Source organism: Algibacter sp. L3A6 (genome assembly GCF_009796825.1).
Taxonomy (GTDB): domain Bacteria; phylum Bacteroidota; class Bacteroidia; order Flavobacteriales; family Flavobacteriaceae; genus Algibacter.
The window spans coordinates 72,732-93,763 of record NZ_CP047030.1 but is presented as its reverse complement, the minus strand read 5'-3'; the positions used below and the strand labels follow the sequence as shown (position 1 = coordinate 93,763).

The window sequence follows — 21,032 nt, the reverse complement described above, 5'->3', positions numbered from 1 at the left end:
TAATGTGTTAAAAGTATTTGTTTTTCAATTGAAATTTAAAAAATTAAGTCAAAATACAATTTAATAAGGTTTTTGGGCTATTAGATTAATACTTTAACGTAAAATGATCTTTAAATATTCTGCCATCTTCAAGTTTAATTGAAAACCAATAATCATCGCTTGGTAATTTCTCACCATTAAATAATCCGTTCCAACCATCTTCAGTAGCTTTTAATGTCTTAATTAACTTACCAAAGCGGTTGTAAATGGTTATTTCTGAGTTTGGTTGGTTTGAGCTCGAAATGCCGTAAACTTGCCAGGTATCATGAAAGCCATCATTGTTTGGTGTGAAAAATTTAGGAAACCCAATAACGTATACTTTTTTATTTATAACACCGCAATCGTTTTTAGTGTCTTTAACAGATACGGTATAATCTCCAGGGCGGACGTTCTCAAATAAAATCTCACTTTGGTATGGTGCAACCACCACGTTATTGCTATTAATTAATCGATACTCATAAACACCTTCACCAGAAGTTAATACAGTAATGGTGTTATTGTTAGAGACATCGTCTACTTTTATATCGTTAATTTCTGCAATACCAGACTCTTCAACTGTAATTGTTTTTGTTTTGGAACAACCCGTTGTGTTTGTTGCTGTAACCATGTAGATACCCGGTTCGTTTACGTTTATGGCATAGGTAGTTGCTCCGGTGGACCAACTATAGCTGTAATTACTTGGTGAGTCGTTTACTATACCTGCATTAAGCTCTATAAGTTCCGGATAGGTGTTTAAGCAATAGTATAAAGTAGCATCCGAATCTATTTCGGGTAATTTAGCAACTGTAAGTTCAACCTCGCTAATACCATAACAATCATTGGCATTTTCAACTCTTGCAAAAATAGTTTGGTTATAAGGTGTTGTATTGGTGTAGTTTGAGTTTAATTCATTTGTTTCTAGCAACGCATCATCGTAAGTTTCATAATAATAGATATTTAAGCCAACAGGAAGCCCGTTAACAATTTGGCTATCGGCATCGTTTAAATTGAAGGTTTCTAAGCCGTCTTCTATGCCATCATTATCGCATAAAGCAAGTGTTGGATTGTTTGAGTTTGTTGTGCTTACTGCTAATGTTAATTCCGAAAAACTAAAGCATCCGGTTAGCTCATTAGTGACTTCAGTATAAATAATTTGTGGATTTTGGCTGTTTAAAAAAGCATCACCGTTCACTTCTATCGTTCTGGCATTATCAGTAAAATAACGTACCGATCTATCTGGCGTTTTACCAGTTAAGTTAGCTTCGGCTTCAGTTAAATTAAAATTTGTAAAACCATCACTTATATCATCTTCATCACATTGAAGCAAAGTAGTGTCAAACGCTTCCGGATTAGGATTCGTAACTAAATTGAAAGACGTTATACTTCTACATAAAGGATTTATTTTATCTTCAATACGAACAAATACAACTTCGCTAAAAGCAGTAGTGTTATAGTATAAATCAGGATGTGGATTATTTTTTGATTCAGCATCCGCTGAAGATTCATAATAAGTAATATTCAAATCATTTGGATCTTGTCCATCTAATATTTCGCTATTTTTTGAAGATAAGGTGAAAGTGGTGCGTCCGTTTTTATCATTACCATCATCCATATTATCACAAAGTTCATAATCTACAGGTTGTAAAAAATCAGGACCTGTGTTTACAATAAGATTAAATTCTGATATTTCGAAACAGCCCGTCGAGTTGTTTGTGATTCTAGCATATATGGTTTGCGGATTGGCAATGTTGGTATATGGCGAACTAATTGGGTTAATACCTATTATCGCATCACTTTCTGAGGCGTGATAAGTAATTGCGGCATCGGTTTGACTACCAGTAATTATAGGCGTGTTTTCTTCTAAATTGAAAACTGTAAAGCCGTCATTATAAGGTATAGTAACATCGCAATTTTCTAGGTTCTTTGAGGTAGAACTTGTTATAGAAGCATCTGTTGGAGGGTCTGAAAACTCAGCAGTTCCTGTCCATTCTAAATTAAAAGCACTGTTTCCTATAGGTCTATCTATAACAATAAAATAGGTGTCTCCGGCTGATACATTCAGCCAGCTTACAAAACTGTTACCGTTTGCGCCTGGACCTTCAGATGTATCATTGGCTGAGCTATTCATGCCTGTATGATTATTGCTGGCTCCAGAAGAAGACGGGTTGGTGGTAGAGCATCTAATTGCTAAACCCAAATTATTACAATCGGCATTTGGACCAAAAACAAAAAAATCGTAATCTTCGTTTATTGAACTACTAGATGGTTTAAGTGTAAAACCAAGTGTACCATCGGTTACTGGAGTTACTTTGAGCCAAACACTATTGTTTTCTTGACTGCTACAATTTTGTCCAAAACCGAGTTCTTGCTTACCAATACCATTAACGTTTAAATTAATATTTGAGTTTCCACAAACTATAACGGCATCGCTACAGTCGGTTGGGTTTTGAGCAAAGAGGTCTAGTTGAAAAGCAAGGCTCATCAAGATAGAAAGGGATAGTAGTTTTATTTTCAAAAGTTAATATTTTAAAGTAAAATGATCTTTATGTATGCGACCATCTTCCAATTGAATAACAAACCAATAATCATCGGCAGGTAATAATGCGCCATTAAAACGACCGTTCCATCCGGTGTCCTCGGGGCTTAGTGTTTTTAATAATTTTCCGTAGCGGTTATAAATTAAAATTTCCGAGTTGGGTTGATTGTCACTTGATATACCGTAGATTTTCCACGTATCATGAAAACCATCATTATTAGGTGTGAAAAACTTTGGAAACCCTATAACATGGGCTTTTTGATTAATAGCACCACAATCGTTTTTTGTATCGTTAACAGAAACCGTGTAAACTCCAGGGAATACATTTTCGAAAACCGGCTCGCTTTGGTATGGAGCAATTACCACATTATTGCTGTTTAATAATCTATACTCATACTCGCCTTCACCCGAAGCCATAACGGTTATGCTATTATTGGTTGATACATCTTTAATTTCGATATTATCTATAGTCGCAATATTGGCGCCTTCAATAGTTATGGTTCTAGTTTTAGAACATCCAACGGCATTGGTAACGGTAACTGTATAAGTGCCAGTTTCGTTAATATCTATAGTATATGTATTCTCTGACGTAGACCAATTGTATGTGTAATTACTAGAGAAACCGTTTGTTAAGCCAGCGTTTATAGCAATAGTTTCAGGGAATTTATTAATGCAATAGAAAAACAAAGCTTCAGTTTCTATTTGTGGTAGTTCGTTAACTGTGAGTTCAATTTCGCTTATACCATAACAATTATTAGCATTTTCTATACGTGCAAAAAGGGTTTGTGAGTAGGCTGTTGTATTGGTGTAAATGTTGTTTAGATTATTTTCTTCTAATAAGGCATCGGTATAATTTTCAAAATACAAAATGGTTAAACCGGCAGGTAATCCATCTGTAAGTTGTACATCGGCATCATTTAAATCAAAGGATTGAAAACCATCTTCAGTGCCATCATCATCGCATAAAATTAACTCAGCATCCTTAGAGTCGGTGGAACTTACTGCAATTGTTAATTCAGAATTATCAAAACAAGTGGTTGTTGGATTGTAAACTTCAACATAAATAATTTGAGGGTTTGAGGTGTTGTTGTAGCTCGTACCATCTATTTCTAAAGTTCTAGCACTATCGGAATAAAAACGAGTTTCTAAGTCGGCTACATTTTCCTGTTAAGGCTTCATTGGCTTGGGTTAAAACAAACGTTGTTCTATCATCTTTTAATCCATCTTCATCACATTGTAATAACGTGTAATCGAAGGCTTCGGGGTTTTCGTTAAAATTAACGTAAGCTTCTCCCTCTAAAGCACAATCGCCATTATTGGGGTCTATGTAAACTTCATAATGTCCGCTGGCATTAATAAATAGGCTAGCACTTGTCTGTAAGCGGTAAGCCATTCATAGACCAAGTATACGTTGCGCCGGCAATATTATCGGCAGCTAGAGTATAGGTGTCGTTTTCGCACAAATCGAGATTAATAGTGCTTTTTGAATTCTTAATAATATCAATTTTTGTATTGAAAAAAGACTGAATAAAAGGAGGTAAACCTTGCGAGGATAAATTAGGCGATAAGTTTACAGCATTATGCTGATAGTTACTAGCCGGGCCTAATTCGTTTGGGTTATTTATTACTGCTAAATATGGTAAGCCTTGTCTGTATGTGGCACTTAATGCTCTGTATATTTTTCCGTTTGGAGCAAGCTGTAAACCACCTCTAAAAAGGCGTCTGTCGTCTAGTGTTAATGCAGAATTCACAATATCTGTTGCAAGTAAATTATATTGTATAAGTTTAGATTCGTGATTGTTTGGGTCTTCGCTGGCTTGTGGGTTACTGTTGTCCGAAAAATCGTTGTATGTACTCACATAAAGTAATTCACTATTTGGTGAGAATTCTAGTCCGTAAGCCTTGTTTGCAAAACCAGAAATAGGTATAGGCAATTGGTTGCTAACAATACCTGTAGCAACATCAAAATCGTATAAATACATACCATTTGAGACATGGCTAATGGCTACCTTGGTGCCATCTGGCGATAGTTTTAAATAGCCTCGATAATCTATAAAAATGGAAGATGGTAATTTAAAAGTAGATTTAACTGGTTTGTTTTGTACACCAGCACTATCAACTTCATAGGCATAAAAGGTATCTAAATCTCCAGGATTTCCATCGACTGATGCATAAGCAATTACCCAAATAGAATTGGTGATACAATCTTTTAAAACAGCGGTGATTTTTTCAGAACAATCGTTTAATAAATTAACGTTTTTAGTAGTAACTTCACCTAAGCCACCATCTAGAGTGATATCAACTTCAGAATAATTTAATCCAAAATGGGCCTCGTTATTATTGTGGTCGTCAACAGTAAAAATATAGTAGATGTTTTCGTTGTTAGGTTTAGGAACAATAATAGCCGATTGCGTACTCGAAGGATCTCCAAATAAACCACTGCCGTTGTTCATGATGTCGTGGTTTCTATTCCAAACGGTTGTACCATCGGTATAGAAAAGTAAGTCGCCAAACTCATCCGAAATGGTCGCGCAACCTTCAAAAGTGTTTAGTTTTCCATCACTAAGCGAGGTAATACTATTAGAGGCTAAATCGAATTTAATGCCGCTGTTATAGCCAAAATACCAGGTAGATGCTTCACTTTGAGCATAGATATTAAATCCAACTAAAAAGAATAAAGCGAGTAGTATGTTTTTTTTCATCTAAATAATAGCAATAGCTATCAAATATATTACAAATCGCGCTTTTTTAATAATTTAAACGATAAAAATACAAATAGAGCGGTCCAGCCAAGAACAATAGCGATTTCATACCAATGTACTAAATAATCGTATGCTAGTTCTGCCTTTTCAGGGAATTTGGACATGGCCACACGTTGAAAAGGTTGCTCTATTAAATTGTACATAGATTGTAACGGAAAGAAATTTTGAATTTTAGTAGCCACATGATGATCGAATTGCCATGTAATTAATCCGAAAATAATCCATTCAGAAATAAATAAAATAAATAAGAAAGCCAATGCAAAAGCCGAACGTTTTACAAGCATTCCGAAAAATAAACACAAGCTAAAAAAGCCTAATAATTTTACGAAATAAGCTAATAAAAAATTGGTTTCTCTAAATATAATGTCAACCTGGTCATAACTAGAATAATACATGCCAATACAGAATGAAATAAGTCCAATAAGTACAGTAGAAATAAATGAAAAGAAAGCAATAGCATAGAATTTAGATAAAATAAATTCCTTTTTACTTAAGCCGTCAATGAGGTTTTGTTTTATGGTCTTGTTGCTATATTCATTACCAATCATGCTTACCACAACAATGGCGAAAAAGAATTTAAATTGCGAAGCAAAAAACGTGGTTAAATGCCAAATTATAGGAAAATTGAAAACGCCTAATTCACCTAGTTCTAAAGTGAAAAAGCCAAAAACATTTATTTTTATAGAGGATAAAAGAATAACGAAAAACGGTAAAATAAACGACACAAAAATTAAAACTTTGCTGGTTCTATTTAGTAAAAGCTTTTGTAATTCTAGGTTTAAAAGTCTGAACATGAGTTTTGCTTTTGGTTGTATTAGTTGTTATCTGTTAATTGTAAAAATTGCTCTTCTAAACTCTCTTTACGCTGCACTAAATGGGTAAGAATTATACCGTTTTCAAAAAGTTGTTTATTAAAATCTTCCGAGCTTAATGGTTCTTTAAGAAAAGCTGTTATTAAACCACTATCGGTTTTTGTATTCGAGAATGATGGATGCTTTTCAATAAAAGCAATCAGTTCAGTTTCTTTATTGCATTTCAATTCAAAAAAGCCATGGCTAGAAATCATTTCGTCTACACGGCCAGAATATAACTTCACACCTTTTCGCAAAACAACAACGTGCGAGCAAACTTTTTCAACTTCATCTAATAAATGCGAAGCCAATAAAATAGTGGTGCCTTTGGCTGCAATTTGTTTTATAATTTCTCTAATTTGGTGAATACCTTGTGGGTCTAACCCATTTGTAGGTTCGTCTAAAATTAGTATTTCAGGATCGTTTAATAGGGCAGAAGCAATAGCTAAACGCTGTTTCATACCTAAAGAATAGGTGCTGAATTTGTGATCTTTTCGATCTAAAAGCCCAACAACTTCTAGTTTTTCTTCAATTTTATTTAACCCAACACCTTTTATTTTACAAACCAGTTTTAAGTTTTGTGCAGCCGTCATGTACGGATAAAAATTCGGGCGTTCAATAATGGCGCCTACCTTTTTTAAAGCATCGTGTGTTGAGGTGTTACCATCGAACCAATGAAAGCTACCTTCTGTTTTATTGACTACATTTAAAACAATACCTAAAGTAGTTGATTTTCCACTGCCATTTGGCCCTAAAATGCCATAAACATTGCCTTTGTTAATGGTGAAAGATAAATCTTTAACGGCTGTTAAATAACCGAATTTTTTGGTGAGATTCTTGATGGTTAATATAGATTCCAAACTATGTAGTTTTTAAAGCCTGCATTTTAAAGCGCTGGCATGTGTTAGTTTTTTAGTACGACGACCCGTTTTCTAATTTGTTACAAGAAAAGGAATAAAAGATTAATATATAAGGAATAGCATTATCATTATTAATTTTAGTCATTTTTAATATGAATGAATAATAAAGTGAGTAGATTATTTTAATTAGCCGAAAATATTTTATTTTTAGATATATTTACATGCTATGGAAGATTTAAAAATATCGAAGAGGAAACCATCGTTTCCGATTACTGAAAAATTACATAATTATCTTTTGGAATATAATAGAAATACAAAAATTCCAATTTTTTATGATGATTTGTTACGTTTTCAAGGCTCGATAGTGGTTTATGATAAAGATGATAATGATACGCTATGGATTCGGGTATATTATAATGAGTTTGAGCGTCAAGAAATTGATCAATCTCTAAAAAAAGTATATACCATTCTGCATTCTGATGGAAATGAGAATATTTTTCAATTCCTAAGTGTTGATGCTATAGATTTTTGCACCTTCGGAAACTCTAAACCTTTCCGTATAAAAATCCGTAATGTTTTAAACGATAATTACACTTATTTCTATATTAAAACGGCCGATGCTTCTCGTGTTTATGGTTTAGAGTTAGAGCATATGCTTTCGCCGTATAATTTGAATTTTCTGGTTTACGAAAACACTTTAATTGAAGAACATATTGCAGGAATACCCGGCGATGAGTTTATAAAAAACTTTTTACCAAAATGTAGTAATTCTGAAAAAACTCAAATTGCTAAAGAGTTTGTGAAGTTTAATGAGCGTTGCATGATTAGGCTTTTGGGAGACATGCGATCTTACAATTACGTTATTGTGCCTACACACGATTTTGACCACGTAGTTTATAAAATTCGTGCTATAGATTTCGATCAGCAATCTTACGAAGGGAAGCTAAATATATACAGACCTCAGTTTTTTAAAGAGAACTTTAAAATGGTAGAACTGGTGACTAAACGCGTTCAGAAATTCTCCATAGATCAATACAAAATTGAAGAGCGTTCTATTTTGGTAAAACGATTAAAAAGTTTTAAAGATAGAATTGAAGAGTTGCTAACCTGTATGTATGAAGATACCATCTCTAACGAAGAGAATATTACTTTATTAAAGTCTAAAATATTCGATTACACACAAGATATTGAGTTTAAAAACTGTAAAAACATGGGCGATATTTTAAAGAATACGCTTAGGTTTTTAACCCATAATTACGAGAATGTTAATCCAAAAGGGTTTTACAATAATTAAAAGGTTTACTTAGGCTGTATAAACTTGTCCTCGGTGTGGTTTTAGCGCATCTCGAATAGGTTTCATATCAGCCTCATCCACAACTAAAAATGCAATTGTGTGCATTTCGCTTAAAATTTCAACACCAGTAATACTAATGTCTAGTTTTTCTATGGCAATGTATTCTTTTAAATGGATAAGATGGTGTTCTGCTGTTCGTTGCCCGTTTGGCCCTCTAAAATCCCAGATAAGTTTAAGTTTGTGCATGCTTATTGTTGTGGTTTGCTGGTTCAAATATACTTCAAAAAGTGTAATATTTATGTTTTTTAAACGTTTGTTAAAGCAACTTGCTTTATAGCTTTATATTACTATTTTTGTTTTTATTAAAAATTTATATTTTCAAATGAAGTTTAAATATTTTTTTATTCAAATTCCGTTCTTTTTTTGTTTTTTATTGAATGCTCAAACAGCGGATAAAGAGGTGTTACTAGAGGTTGGTGGCGATCCAGTTTATGTATCTGAATTTATGAATGTTTACAACAAGAACTTAGATTTAGTTCAAGATGAATCTCAAAAAGATGTAAATGCTTATTTAGAACTTTTTACAAATTATAAGCTAAAGTTAAAGGAAGCTAAAACGCTCGGGTTAGATAAAAAAGCAAGTTATAAACGCGAACTATTAACCTACCGAAAACAATTAGCCAAAAATTTCATGACCGATAATACGGTTACCGAAGCTTTAGTTGAAGAGGCTTACCATCGTATTTCTAATGATGTAAAAGCACAGCATATTTTAGTTTTATTATCTGAAGATGCTTCTCCAATAGATACTTTAGCTGCCTTTAATAAAATCACCAAATTGCGCGAAACTACTTTAAATGAGGGTTTTGAAAATGTAATGACGCAAACAGCCGATGGCAAAGCAGTAATTGCAGAACAATTAGGTTGGTTTAATGGGTTTAAAATGGTTTACGCCTTTGAGAATGCTGCTTTTGATACTGCAGTAGGCGAAACATCTCAACCTTTTAGAACGCGTTTTGGATACCATATTGTTAATGTGCAGGATAAGCGTGAATCTCGTGGCGAACGCACGGTTGCACATATTATGGTGGTTAATAAGGAAGGTGATGTTACTGCCGAAAACCCGGAAACTAGAATTCAAGATATTTATAAAAAAATAAATCAAGGTGAAGATTTTGAGGCTTTGGCAAAACAGTTTTCAGATGATAAAAGTTCAGCTTCAAAAGGTGGGTTAATGCCTCCCTTTTCTGGAGGTCAGTTAAGCACTGTGAAATTTGAAGAAGTTGCTTTTAGTTTGGATGAAGTTGGGACGGTTTCAAAACCATTTAAAACACAGTACGGTTGGCACATTGTTAAACTATATAACAAGAAGCCTGTTGCAGATTTTAAAGATATTAAAACGGAATTGGTTCAAAAAGTTCAACGTGATGAGCGCTCTAAACGTATTGATGATGCTTTGTATAACAAGTTAAAGAAAACGTATAACTTAAATAATGAGCAACCCAATCTCGATTATTTTGTTTCGGTTTTAAATGCAGATTATTACAAGCGTAAATGGAAATTACCATCAAATTTTGAAGCCGATAATATTTTATTTACCATTGGTGAAACAAATTATACTTATAAAGATTTTGGAAACCATCTTGTGAAAACGCAACGTATTCTTAGTGAGCGTACGCCGTTTAATTATATTGTTTCAGGAAAATATACTGAGTTTTTTAATAAAAGTTTAGTGGAGTATCACGAAGCGCATTTAGAAGAGGTAAACTCAGAATTCGCAAATGTTGTTAACGAGTATCGCGATGGTTTGTTGCTTTTCGATTTAATGGAAAATACTATTTGGAATGCTTCAAAAACCGATTCTTTAGATATTCAGGAGTTCTATAATTCAAATAAAAAGAAGTATATTTTACCTGAAAGAATTGATGCCGTTGTTGCTTCTTCAACTAAACAAAAAACGTTGAAAAAGGTTTCAAAATTACTAGAAGAAAATATGTCTTTAGACCGTATTAAAAATTTAGTAAATAGTAATGATAGTGTAGAAGTTATTTTTACATCGGGTATTATGGATGCCGAACATCAGGCGCTTCCAAAAGGGTTTAAGTTCAAGAAAGGGATGTCTAAAATTTTTAGACATAACGATGCTTTCGAAGTGGTTCAGGTAAAAGATATTCTTCCAGAAACTGAAAAAACTTTAGAAGAAGCAAAAGGAACTGTAATTTCAGATTATCAAAATGAAAAAGAAGCCAAATGGGTTAAATCACTAGCCGATAAATACAAAGTAGTGGTTAATAAAGACATCTTGAAAAAGGTGAAATCTGAAATAGAAAAATAACAGATGCAGAAAATAATAATTTTAGTCCTTTTAGCATCGTTTATGGTGTCTTGTGATTTCTCGTTGAAAGAAGAAGAAAATCGTGAACCTATTGCTAGGGTAAATAATTCGTACCTATATAAGGAGGATGTGTCTCAATTAGTTTCCGAAGCAAGCACAAAAGAAGATAGTGCTGTTTTAGTGCAAAATTATATCAATAATTGGGCAACAAAACAGTTATTTCTAGATGGTGCTTTGGTTAATTTAAGTGAAGAAAAACAAGCTGGTTTTGATAAGTTGGTGAAACAGTATAAAACGGATTTATACACTAAAGCGTATATTGAAGCTTTGGTAAGTAGGAGCCTAGATACTGTTGTTAACCGAAGCATGGCAGAGGCTTATTATAATAAAAATAAAGATGTTTTTAAATTGAACGAAGAATTACTACAATTTCGATATATTCATGTAGATGAAAACATTATTGATTATAGCGGTATTGAGAAAAAATTCAAGCGTTTTAATAAAACGGATAAAAGAGAACTTGATTCTATGTCTATTCAGTTTAAATCCTATTCCTTAAACGACACCATTTGGATAAAAGCAAGCCAAGTTATTAGTAAAATTCCTGCGATTACACCCGAAAATAAAAATCAACTGTTAAAAAAATCTAATTTTGTACAGCTCAAAGATTCATTAGGAGTATATTTGATGCAAATTAATGATGTTTTATTACGAAATGATACGGCGCCGCTAGAATTTGTAACGCCAACAATTAATCAAATTGTTAGAAATAGACGTAAATTAGAACTTATTAAAAAATTAGAAAAAGACATTACTAAGGATGCTATTAAAAATAAAGAATTTGAAATTTATAAATAACCTAAAATTTACTACTGTTGCTTTACTATGTTTAGGAAACGCAGCATTTGCACAAGAAATTATTGAAGAGGATGTTGTTGCAAAAGTAGACTCTACAACCTTAGTACAAAACACTAAAAGTGATGTGCCAAGCGATTACAAAAAGCAAAAAGTAGATGCAGTTGCTGCTGTAGTTGGTGATTTTATTGTGTTAGAATCTGATGTGGATAAAACGTATTTACAATTAGAAGCACAAGGTGTCAATGTAAAAGATATAGAGTCTTGCCAGTTATTTGGTAAGTTGCTAGAGGATAAATTGTATGCGCATCACGCTATACAAGATAGTATTATAGTTTCTGATGCTGAAATCCGTAGTATGGTAGATTACCAAATGGAACAGTTTTTAGCCGAACTAAACGGTGACATGAAACGTTTATTGGCTCTTTATGAAAAGGATACTGAGAAAGCAGTTCGTGAAGAAATGTTCGAAATTAATAAGAAGAATAAATTAGCTCAAGAAATGCAAGCTAAAATTGTTTCGGAAATTGAAGTAACTCCAGAAGAAGTTCGTTTATTTTTCTCTAAAATTCCTAAAGAAGATCGTCCAACATTTGGAACAGAACTTAAAGTAGCTCAAATTGTTTCGGAGCCTAAAGTTTCAGATGAAGAGGAGCAACGTGTAATAGATAGATTAAAGCAGTTTAAGGCAGACATTATTGAAAAAGGTGCAAGTTTCCGTTCTAAAGCGGTACTATATTCTGAAGATCCTGGATCAGCTAGTCGTGGTGGAAAATATACACTAAACAAGAAGAAGCCTAGAATGGTTAAAGAATTCCGTCAAGTGGCTTTTGCTCTTCAAGAAGGAGAGATTTCAGAACCATTTAAATCAGATTTTGGTTACCATATTATTACAGTAGATAAAATTAGAGGTCAAGAGTACGATGTAAGTCATATACTATTAACACCTAAAGTTTCTACTGAAGCTATAGCAGAGGCTAAAGAACGTCTTGAAAAAGTAAGAGAACGTATTGAAAGTGGCGCAATTACTTTTGCAGATGCCGCTCGTGAAGCTAGTGATGAAAAAGAAACTAGAAATGATGGTGGGCAATTAATAAACCCAGCGACTCAAGATTACAACTTCGAATTAACTAAATTAGATACAGAATTATATTCTCAAATTCAAGATTTAAAAGAAGGTGAAGTTAGTTTAGTTTTAACAGAGCAAGACAGAACCGGAAATGTTAAGTTTAAGATATTAAGAGTAACCGATAGAATCAATGAGCATGAAGCAAACTATGCTCGCGATTACTTAAAAATTAGAGAACTTGCTCTAGACGAAAAGAAAATTAAAGCGATCGAAGATTGGCAAACAGAGAAAATTGAAGATACTTATATCAAGATTGGATCTAAATATAGAGATTGCGATTTTTCTGGTAACTGGTTAAAAAAATAAATCTATGTCCGATGTAGCTGCCATTGAACAATTTGTAAAACAATTTAAAGCATTAAAGACTGAAGTTGCCAAGGTAATTGTAGGTCAAGATGCGGTTGTAAACCAAATTTTAATTTCTGTGTTTTCTGGAGGTCACGCCTTACTTATTGGTGTGCCTGGATTAGCAAAAACCTTAATGGTAAATACTATTGCACAAGCCTTAGGTCTAGATTTTAAACGTATTCAGTTTACTCCAGATTTAATGCCTAGTGATATTTTAGGTAGTGAAATTCTAGATGAAGATCGTCGTTTCAAATTTATAAAAGGCCCTATTTTTGCTAATATTATTTTAGCAGATGAAATAAATAGAACACCGCCTAAAACGCAAGCTGCACTTTTAGAGGCTATGCAAGAACGTGCTGTTACTGTTGCAGGGCATCATTATAAACTAGATTTACCTTATTTTGTATTAGCAACTCAAAATCCAATTGAGCAGGAGGGTACCTACCCGTTACCCGAAGCGCAGTTAGACCGTTTTATGTTTGCTATTAATTTAGATTACCCAACTTTTGAAGAAGAAGTACAGGTAGTAAAATCAACTACAAATGATAATAAGGTTACGGTTAATGCCTTGTTTTCTGCACAACAAATTGTCGATTTTCAGCATTTAATTCGTCGTATTCCTGTCGCAGATAATGTTATAGAATATGCTGTTGCTATGGTTGGTAAAACAAGACCAAATAGTGATCAGGCTCCAGAAATAGTTAAAAATTATTTAGATTGGGGTGCCGGACCTAGAGCTTCTCAAAATTTAATTTTGGCAGCAAAAACACATGCAGCTGTAAATGGTAAATTTTCTCCAGATATAGAAAATGTACAAGCTGTTGCAGAAGGTATATTAAGACACCGTATTATTAAAAATTACAAAGCCGAAGCCGAAGGCATTTCAGAAACTGATATTATTAAGAGTTTGTTCTAAACGTTTTACACAAGAATTCTAACTCATGTCTATAAATGTACAGCATAGAATTTTTGGATTAGACATTGTTAGGGCTACAGCCATATTACTCGTATTATGTTCGCATTCCACGCTGTTATTATTTCCAAATGAATCTCATTTTATTATAAGCGTAATCCAGTTTTTTGGAGCTATTGGTGTGGATCTCTTTTTTGTGTTAAGTGGATTTCTTATAGGTGGTATTATTATCAAAAATATTGATAATAATAAAACGACACCTATAGATTTTATGCGATTTTGGGTTAGGCGTTGGTTTAAAACGTTGCCAAATTATTTTTTAGTCCTTCTGTTAAACATCCTCGTGTTTTATCTTTTTAATAAAGAAATTATAGCAGGTATCGGTAGTTTTTTTCTTTTTATTCAAAATTTTAAAACAGCTATGCCCGACTTTTTTACAGAGTCTTGGAGTTTATCTATCGAGGAGTTTGCATACCTTTTGGTTCCTGTTTTGCTTTTAGCGGTTATCCAGTTTAGTAAATCGGTAACGAGAAACAATTTATTTCTCTTGGTGACTTTAGTTGTTATTCTCGCTGTGTTTTTGGCGCGTTTATTATTTTATTTCGAGAATGATATATCATCTTATAAAGCATGGAGCCATCAAGTTAGAAAGGTAGTTGTATACCGAATAGATAGTATTTATTACGGTTTTTTTGCTGCTTATCTTTTTTCTAAATGCCGTTTGCTATGGAATCGGTATAAAACATGTGCATTTATTTGTGGGCTTATTTTATTTTTTGTCATGCATGGTTTCATCTTTATTTTCAATTGTCAACCACAAACACATCCGTTATTTTACACTGTTTTTTATTTGCCATTATTATCTATTAGTTTGCTCTTATTATTTCCTGTTTTTTCCAATTGGATAAAAGGTACTGTGTTCAAAAAACAAATCACTTTTATTAGTTTAATTTCTTACGCGCTGTATCTTTTAAATTACTCTTTAATTTTACTTCCGCTACAGCGAATATTTAACATTGAAACCTTTTCGAGCATTGAAAGAGTGATGATTTTAATGTTCTATTGGGGTGCTTCTTTCTTTTTTTCCTACATACTTTATACGTATTTCGAAAAACCAATAATGAGTTTTAGGAATTCACGATTTATTAACAAGTATTTTTGTTAATTACTTAAGATATTGCTATTTTTTTTATTAAAAACGTGAAATATAAATAGTCATATTAATTTAAAATGGCATTATAATAATAAACTATAATTAGTTGTTGTATTACGTTGTTTCTTTTTAAAACTTTGCTTTAAATTTTTTAAGTTTGCAAGACTTAAAAAATTAAACTTAAATAAACTATCGGGCTCTGAATTTGGTAATTCGAGCCTAAACTAACACCGTAAATATTTCTTTCATGAATACTTATAAGGATTACATTAAGCAGATCGAAGAACGAAAAGGTCAAGGGCTTAACCCACAGCCAATAGATGGCGCTGAATTACTTAGCGAAATTATTGCGCAAATTAAAGATGTGAATAATGAATATAGAGAAGATTCTCTAAATTTCTTTATTTATAATGTTCTACCTGGAACCACGAGTGCTGCTGCTGTAAAAGCTAAGTTTTTAAAAGAAATTATTCTTGGTGAATCTGTTGTAGAAGAAATTACACCGGCTTTTGCTTTTGAACAATTATCACACATGAAAGGTGGACCTTCTATTGAAGTTTTACTTGATTTAGCTTTAGGTGAAGATGCTGCTATTGCTGCAGATGCTGCAAAAGTTTTAAAGACACAAGTGTTTTTATACGAGGCAGACATGGCGCTTTTAGAGAATGCTTTCAAAGCAGGAAACCCAATTGCCAAAGAATTATTAGAAAGTTATTCGCAAGCTGAGTTTTTTACAAAACTACCAGATGTTGAAGAAAAAATAGAAATAGTAACTTATATCGCAGGTGTAGGTGATATTTCTACAGATTTATTATCTCCTGGTGCAGATGCACACTCAAGATCAGATCGTGAATTACACGGTCAATGTATGTTTGAGCATAACAAAGACATGCAAAACGAATTGTTAGCTTTAAAAGAGCAACACCCAGATAAACGTGTGATGTTAATTGCAGAAAAAGGTACTATGGGAGTTGGATCTTCTAGAATGTCTGGTGTAAATAACGTAGCGTTATGGACCGGTGTTCCTTTTAGTCCTTATGTTCCTTTTATCAATTTTGCTCCAGTAATTGCTGGTACAAATGGTATTGCGCCAATTTTCTTAACAACTGTTGGAGTAACAGGTGGTATTGGTATCGATTTAAAAAACTGGGTACAAAAGAAAGATGCAGAAGGTAATACTGTTGTAGATGCAGATGGAGAACCCGTTTTAGAAGAAGTTTATTCTGTAGCCACAGGTACAGTATTAACGATTAATACAAAAACAAAAAAATTATATAACGGAGATAAAGAGTTAAAAGATATCTCAGCTGCATTAACACCACCTAAAATGGAGTTTATCAAGGCAGGAGGATCTTACGCTGTTGTTTTCGGTAAAAAATTACAAACTTTAGCTTGTAAAATATTAGAAATCGATATTCCTCAAGTATATGCACCTTCTAAAGAAGTATCTGTAGAAGGACAAGGTTTAACAGCTGTTGAAAAAATATTCAACAAAAATGCTGTTGGAAATACTCCAGGTAAAACATTACATGCAGGTTCTAATGTGCGTGTTGAAGTAAACATTGTAGGGTCTCAAGATACTACAGGTTTAATGACGTCTCAAGAATTAGAGATGATGGCAGCGACTATCATTTCTCCAATTGTTGATGCGGGTTACCAATCGGGTTGTCATACAGCTTCTGTTTGGGATGATAGATCTAAGGCTAACATTCCAAGATTAATGAGTTTTATGAACGATTTTGGTTTAATTACTGCACGTGATCCTAAAGGACAATATCACGCGATGACCGATGTTATTCATAAAGTATTAAATGATATTACTGTTGATGATTGGGATATTATTATTGGTGGAGATTCTCACACACGTATGTCTAAAGGTGTTGCTTTTGGAGCCGATTCAGGAACTGTTGCCTTAGCATTAGCTACAGGTGAGGCTACTATGCCAATTCCAGAATCTGTAAAGGTTACTTTTAAAGGTGAAATGAGAAGCTTCATGGATTTCCGTGATGTGGTACACGCTACACAACAACAAATGTTAAAGCAGTTTGGTGGAGAAAACGTATTCCAAGGAAGAATCATTGAGGTTCATATTGGAACGCTTACTGCCGATCAAGCTTTTACATTTACAGATTGGACTGCTGAGATGAAAGCTAAGGCTTCGATTTGTATCTCTGAAGAAGAAACATTGATTGAATCATTAGAAATTTCAAAAGGTCGTATCCAAATCATGATTGATAAGGGTATGGATAATGACAATAAAGTACTTCAAGGTTTAGTTGATAAAGCAAATGCTAGAATACAGGAATTAAAGACAGGTATTAAACCAGCTTTAAAACCAGATGCTGATGCAAACTATTATGCTGATGTTGTTATTGATTTAGACGAAATTGCTGAACCAATGATTGCCGATCCAGATGTAAATAATGATGATGTATCTAAACGTTATACACACGATACTATTCGTCCATTATCTTTCTACGGAGGAACTAAAAAAGTAGATTTAGGTTTCGTAGGGTCTTGTATGGTACACAAAGGGGATATGAAAATATTAGCTCAAATGTTGAAAAACATTGAAGCACAACACGGTAAAGTTGAATTTAAAGCACCTTTAGTAGTGGCACCTCCAACATATAATATTGTTGATGAGTTGAAAGCTGAAGGCGATTGGGATGTTTTAGTTAAATACTCAGGATTTGAGTTTGACGATAGCGCACCAAAAGGTTTAGCACGTACTAAATACGAAAACATGTTGTATTTAGAGCGTCCAGGTTGTAACCTTTGTATGGGTAACCAAGAAAAAGCAGAACCAGGAGATACGGTAATGGCGACATCTACGCGTTTATTCCAAGGTCGTGTTGTAAAAGATACTGGTGAGAAAAAAGGTGAATCTTTATTATCATCTACACCTGTTGTAGTACTATCTACAATTTTAGGTAGAACACCAACTATGGCAGAGTATGAAGCTGCTGTTGACGGTATTGTATTAACGAAGTTTAAACCTTCTACAAAGCAACTAGTAAGCTAATTAAAAGGTTTTATTATAATATCTTAAAATCCCGAGTCTTTAGACTCGGGATTTTTTTGTTTAATACAGTTAATTATATTTTGTTTTAAGTTAAGTTCAAAAGTGTAAAAGTGGTAATTTCGAAATTATATCAAAAGACGTACATCACCTTGTATTTATTAATTCTTGAAGTTAAGTATTCGAAAAGCGATGATGGTCTTAGAAATTATTAAACGTTATCAAAATGTGAAAATATGATTGTAATAATTCAATATTTTGTACATTGTAGTAATTAAAATTCAAATAACAAAAAAACAAATATTTTATGGCATTTGACATCGACATGATTAAGGAGGTTTATACCAAAATGGCTCAACGTGTAGACAAAGCACGAAGCATTGTAGGTAAACCATTAACACTTTCTGAAAAGATTTTATATTCTCACTTGTGGGACGGAAACCCTACCAAAGCATTCTCGCGAGGTAAGGATTATGTAGATTTTGCGCCAGATAGAATTGCTTGCCAAGATGCAACAGCACAAATGGCTCTTTTGCAATTTATGCAAGCCGGAAAAACTAAAGTCGCTGTACCAACAACGGTGCATTGCGATCACTTAATACAAGCTAAAGATGGTGCAGCAACCGATTTAAAACACGCCAACTCTGTGAGTAGCGAAGTTTTTAATTTCTTAGAATCTGTATCAAATAAATATGGTATTGGTTTTTGGAAACCAGGCGCCGGTATTATTCATCAAGTCGTTTTAGAAAATTATGCATTCCCAGGAGGAATGATGATTGGTACCGATTCCCACACAGTAAATGCTGGTGGTTTAGGTATGGTCGCAATTGGTGTTGGTGGAGCCGATGCGGTAGACGTTATGGCCGGAATGGCTTGGGAACTTAAATTCCCTAAATTAATTGGTGTTAAGTTAACTGGTAAATTATCAGGATGGACAGCGCCAAAAGATGTGATTTTAAAAGTAGCCGGAATTCTTACTGCAAAAGGAGGAACTGGAGCTATTGTAGAATACTTTGGACCTGGAGCAACATCAATGTCGTGTACAGGTAAAGGAACCATTTGTAATATGGGAGCCGAAATAGGCGCTACAACCTCTACTTTTGGGTACGATGAGTCTATGGAGCGTTATTTACGTGCAACCGATAGAAGCGATGTTGCAGATGCTGCAAACGCCGTTAAAGAACATTTAACGGGAGATGCTGAAGTATACGCAAACCCAGAACAATATTTCGATGAACTTATTGAAATTAATTTATCAGAATTAAGTCCATTATTAAACGGACCTTTCACGCCAGATTTATCTACGCCAGTTGGTAAGGATATGAATGAGAAAGCAACCGCTAACGAGTGGCCTTTAAAAGTAGAATGGGGTTTAATTGGTTCTTGTACCAACTCATCTTACGAAGATTTATCTCGTGCATCATCCATAGCACAACAAGCCTTAGATAAAGGTTTAAAAATGAAATCGGAACTAGGTATTAATCCAGGATCAGAGCAAGTACGCTACACAGCAGATCGTGATGGTATTTTAGGGATTTTCGAAAATCTAGATGCAAAAATATTTACAAATGCCTGCGGACCATGTATTGGACAATGGGCAAGATATAGCGATCCAAAAAACGCACCAAAAAACAGCATTGTACATTCGTTTAACCGAAACTTTGCTAAACGTGCCGATGGAAATCCAAATACACACGCCTTTGTAGCTTCTCCAGAAATTACTGCAGCCATTGCCATTGCAGGTCGTTTAGACTTCAATCCAATGACAGATAAGTTGATTAATGAGAATGGTGAAGAAGTGATGTTCGATGAGCCAACAGGATGGGAATTACCACCAAAAGGATTCGAAGTAAAAGATAATGGATACCTAGCACCAGAAGCCGATGGTAGCCACGTACAAGTAAAAGTAGCCGAAGATTCGGAGCGTTTACAATTATTAACACCATTTACACCGCTTGGTAACAATATCTCGGGAGCAAAACTATTAATAAAAGCCTTTGGCAAATGTACCACCGACCATATTTCTATGGCAGGACCATGGTTACGTTTCCGTGGGCACTTGGATAATATTTCAAACAACTGCTTAATTGGAGCCGTTAATGCATTTGGTCAAAAAACTAACTTTGTTAAAAACCAAATAACAGGCGATTTTGGAGGCGTGCCAGATACAGCGCGTGCTTACAAAGCAGCAGGAATTAAAACTATTGTTGTAGGAGACCATAATTATGGTGAAGGATCATCTCGCGAGCATGCAGCCATGGAGCCAAGACATTTAGGTGTTGCCGCTGTAATTGTAAAATCGTTTGCACGTATTCACGAAACAAACCTTAAAAAACAAGGGATGCTAGGTTTAACATTTGCTAACGAAAGCGATTACGATTTAATTCAAGAAGATGATACGTTCAACTTCACAGATTTAAACGCATTTGCACCAGACAAGCAATTAACCTTAGAGGTCGTTCATGCTGATGGTAGTAAAGATGTTATTAAATTGAATCACACTTATAACGATGCACAAATCGATTGGTATAACGAAGGTTCTGCCTTAAACCTAATTAAAAAAGAAAACGGAGCATAGTTTTCTAAAATCATAAAAAATAAAAATCCGGCTTTCGAGCTGGATTTTTTGTTTTAAAAGGGTTTCCTGTTTTAGAATTGGTATTTGGGCGTTACCTAGGTCCTGAAAAAAAAATCAGGACCTAGGTCGGGCTTTCCGTTGCAAGTCCTCGCACTTCCTTCGTCAGGCTGTGGGCTTTTCTCTGCAATCCCTAACGCGGGCGTATTAGCCAAAAGGAGTTGTTAGTCGAAGTTTTAGATTGTATAATTTTGAGTTTTATAAAAATGTTCGGAAGTCACGTCGACCATAAGATAAATTACATGTTTTCATCCTTAATTTACCATGTGATTTCTCCTTTCGTCGAAATGACAAACTAATTTTAAACGCTGTGAATTTGTA

15 protein-coding genes are annotated in these 21,032 nt (G+C 34.0%); 8 read left to right on the top strand and 7 right to left on the bottom strand.

Annotated elements, in window-relative coordinates; all coding sequences use genetic code 11:
* Nucleotides 1–85 precede the first annotated feature (85 nt).
* From GQR98_RS00345 to GQR98_RS00330, 6 genes are all read right to left on the bottom strand, one after another.
* Complete coding sequence (locus tag GQR98_RS00345; protein WP_233268057.1) at nt 86–2,533, bottom strand: T9SS type B sorting domain-containing protein; 2,448 nt, start codon at nt 2,531–2,533, stop codon at nt 86–88.
* Between the two features lie 3 nt (nt 2,534–2,536).
* The gene (locus tag GQR98_RS19105; RefSeq protein ID WP_233268056.1) at nt 2,537–3,421 is read right to left on the bottom strand and encodes a T9SS type B sorting domain-containing protein; all 885 of its coding nucleotides are present in this window, start codon (nt 3,419–3,421) and stop codon (nt 2,537–2,539) included.
* A 256-nt stretch (nt 3,422–3,677) separates the two neighbouring features.
* The gene (locus GQR98_RS19100) at nt 3,678–3,947 is read right to left on the bottom strand and encodes a hypothetical protein (protein ID WP_233268055.1); all 270 of its coding nucleotides are present in this window, start codon (nt 3,945–3,947) and stop codon (nt 3,678–3,680) included.
* Nucleotides 3,919–5,256, bottom strand: a complete 1,338-nt coding sequence (locus GQR98_RS19095) for a hypothetical protein (protein WP_233268054.1) — start codon at nt 5,254–5,256, stop codon at nt 3,919–3,921. Before GQR98_RS19095 ends, GQR98_RS19100 begins: the two co-directional genes overlap by 29 nt.
* 29 nt (nt 5,257–5,285) lie before the next feature.
* A complete protein-coding gene (locus tag GQR98_RS00335) occupies nt 5,286–6,110 on the bottom strand; it encodes an ABC transporter permease (protein WP_159017756.1) in 825 nt (274 codons plus the stop codon).
* 20 nt (nt 6,111–6,130) lie between these two features.
* Nucleotides 6,131–7,027, bottom strand: a complete 897-nt coding sequence (locus tag GQR98_RS00330; protein ID WP_159017755.1) for an ABC transporter ATP-binding protein — start codon at nt 7,025–7,027, stop codon at nt 6,131–6,133.
* Nucleotides 7,028–7,253: 226 nt separating this feature from the next.
* Here GQR98_RS00330 and GQR98_RS00325 point away from each other — a divergent pair, with 226 nt between their 5' ends.
* Nucleotides 7,254–8,321 carry a hypothetical protein gene (locus GQR98_RS00325; RefSeq protein ID WP_159017754.1) on the top strand — a complete coding sequence of 356 codons (1,068 nt, stop codon included), beginning with the start codon at nt 7,254–7,256 and terminating at the stop codon, nt 8,319–8,321.
* Between the two features lie 9 nt (nt 8,322–8,330).
* On the opposite strand, the gene GQR98_RS00320 is transcribed toward GQR98_RS00325, so the two are convergent.
* Nucleotides 8,331–8,567 carry a hypothetical protein gene (locus GQR98_RS00320; protein ID WP_159017753.1) on the bottom strand — a complete coding sequence of 79 codons (237 nt, stop codon included), beginning with the start codon at nt 8,565–8,567 and terminating at the stop codon, nt 8,331–8,333.
* A 136-nt stretch (nt 8,568–8,703) separates the two neighbouring features.
* Between GQR98_RS00320 and GQR98_RS00315 the strand changes: the two genes are divergently transcribed.
* The 7 genes from GQR98_RS00315 (at nt 8,704) to GQR98_RS00285 (ending at nt 20,654) form a co-directional block, all read left to right on the top strand.
* Nucleotides 8,704–10,656 carry a peptidylprolyl isomerase gene (locus GQR98_RS00315; protein ID WP_159017752.1) on the top strand — a complete coding sequence of 651 codons (1,953 nt, stop codon included), beginning with the start codon at nt 8,704–8,706 and terminating at the stop codon, nt 10,654–10,656.
* A 3-nt stretch (nt 10,657–10,659) separates the two neighbouring features.
* Nucleotides 10,660–11,514 carry a peptidyl-prolyl cis-trans isomerase gene (locus GQR98_RS00310; protein WP_159017751.1) on the top strand — a complete coding sequence of 285 codons (855 nt, stop codon included), beginning with the start codon at nt 10,660–10,662 and terminating at the stop codon, nt 11,512–11,514.
* Nucleotides 11,477–12,946: a peptidylprolyl isomerase gene (locus tag GQR98_RS00305; protein ID WP_159017750.1), complete on the top strand. Its 1,470-nt coding sequence runs from the start codon at nt 11,477–11,479 to the stop codon at nt 12,944–12,946. The genes GQR98_RS00310 and GQR98_RS00305 overlap by 38 nt, the downstream gene beginning before the upstream one ends.
* A gap of 4 nt (nt 12,947–12,950) precedes the next feature.
* The gene (locus tag GQR98_RS00300) at nt 12,951–13,904 is read left to right on the top strand and encodes an AAA family ATPase (RefSeq protein ID WP_159017749.1); all 954 of its coding nucleotides are present in this window, start codon (nt 12,951–12,953) and stop codon (nt 13,902–13,904) included.
* 25 nt (nt 13,905–13,929) lie between these two features.
* Nucleotides 13,930–15,066 (top strand): acyltransferase family protein, encoded by a 1,137-nt coding sequence (locus tag GQR98_RS00295; RefSeq protein ID WP_159017748.1) that lies wholly within the window; start codon nt 13,930–13,932, stop codon nt 15,064–15,066.
* 235 nt (nt 15,067–15,301) lie between these two features.
* Nucleotides 15,302–18,079: a bifunctional aconitate hydratase 2/2-methylisocitrate dehydratase gene (locus tag GQR98_RS00290; protein ID WP_159017747.1), complete on the top strand. Its 2,778-nt coding sequence runs from the start codon at nt 15,302–15,304 to the stop codon at nt 18,077–18,079.
* A gap of 304 nt (nt 18,080–18,383) precedes the next feature.
* Nucleotides 18,384–20,654 (top strand): aconitate hydratase, encoded by a 2,271-nt coding sequence (locus GQR98_RS00285; protein WP_159017746.1) that lies wholly within the window; start codon nt 18,384–18,386, stop codon nt 20,652–20,654.
* Nucleotides 20,655–21,032 lie beyond the last annotated feature (378 nt).

Excerpts from the sequence above, each read along its gene's own strand:
- GQR98_RS19100 (WP_233268055.1), bottom strand. The coding sequence starts at position 3,947 with ATGGCTTACCGCTTACAGACAAGTGCTAGCCTATTTATTAATGCCAGC.
- GQR98_RS19095 (WP_233268054.1), bottom strand. The coding sequence starts at position 5,256 with ATGAAAAAAAACATACTACTCGCTTTATTCTTTTTAGTTGGATTTAAT.
- GQR98_RS00335 (WP_159017756.1), bottom strand. The coding sequence starts at position 6,110 with ATGTTCAGACTTTTAAACCTAGAATTACAAAAGCTTTTACTAAATAGA.
- GQR98_RS00325 (WP_159017754.1), top strand. The coding sequence starts at position 7,254 with ATGGAAGATTTAAAAATATCGAAGAGGAAACCATCGTTTCCGATTACT.
- GQR98_RS00320 (WP_159017753.1), bottom strand. The coding sequence starts at position 8,567 with ATGCACAAACTTAAACTTATCTGGGATTTTAGAGGGCCAAACGGGCAA.
- GQR98_RS00315 (WP_159017752.1), top strand. The coding sequence starts at position 8,704 with ATGAAGTTTAAATATTTTTTTATTCAAATTCCGTTCTTTTTTTGTTTT.
- GQR98_RS00310 (WP_159017751.1), top strand. The coding sequence starts at position 10,660 with ATGCAGAAAATAATAATTTTAGTCCTTTTAGCATCGTTTATGGTGTCT.
- GQR98_RS00305 (WP_159017750.1), top strand. The coding sequence starts at position 11,477 with ATGCTATTAAAAATAAAGAATTTGAAATTTATAAATAACCTAAAATTT.
- GQR98_RS00300 (WP_159017749.1), top strand. The coding sequence starts at position 12,951 with ATGTCCGATGTAGCTGCCATTGAACAATTTGTAAAACAATTTAAAGCA.
- GQR98_RS00295 (WP_159017748.1), top strand. The coding sequence starts at position 13,930 with ATGTCTATAAATGTACAGCATAGAATTTTTGGATTAGACATTGTTAGG.
- GQR98_RS00290 (WP_159017747.1), top strand. The coding sequence starts at position 15,302 with ATGAATACTTATAAGGATTACATTAAGCAGATCGAAGAACGAAAAGGT.
- GQR98_RS00285 (WP_159017746.1), top strand. The coding sequence starts at position 18,384 with ATGGCATTTGACATCGACATGATTAAGGAGGTTTATACCAAAATGGCT.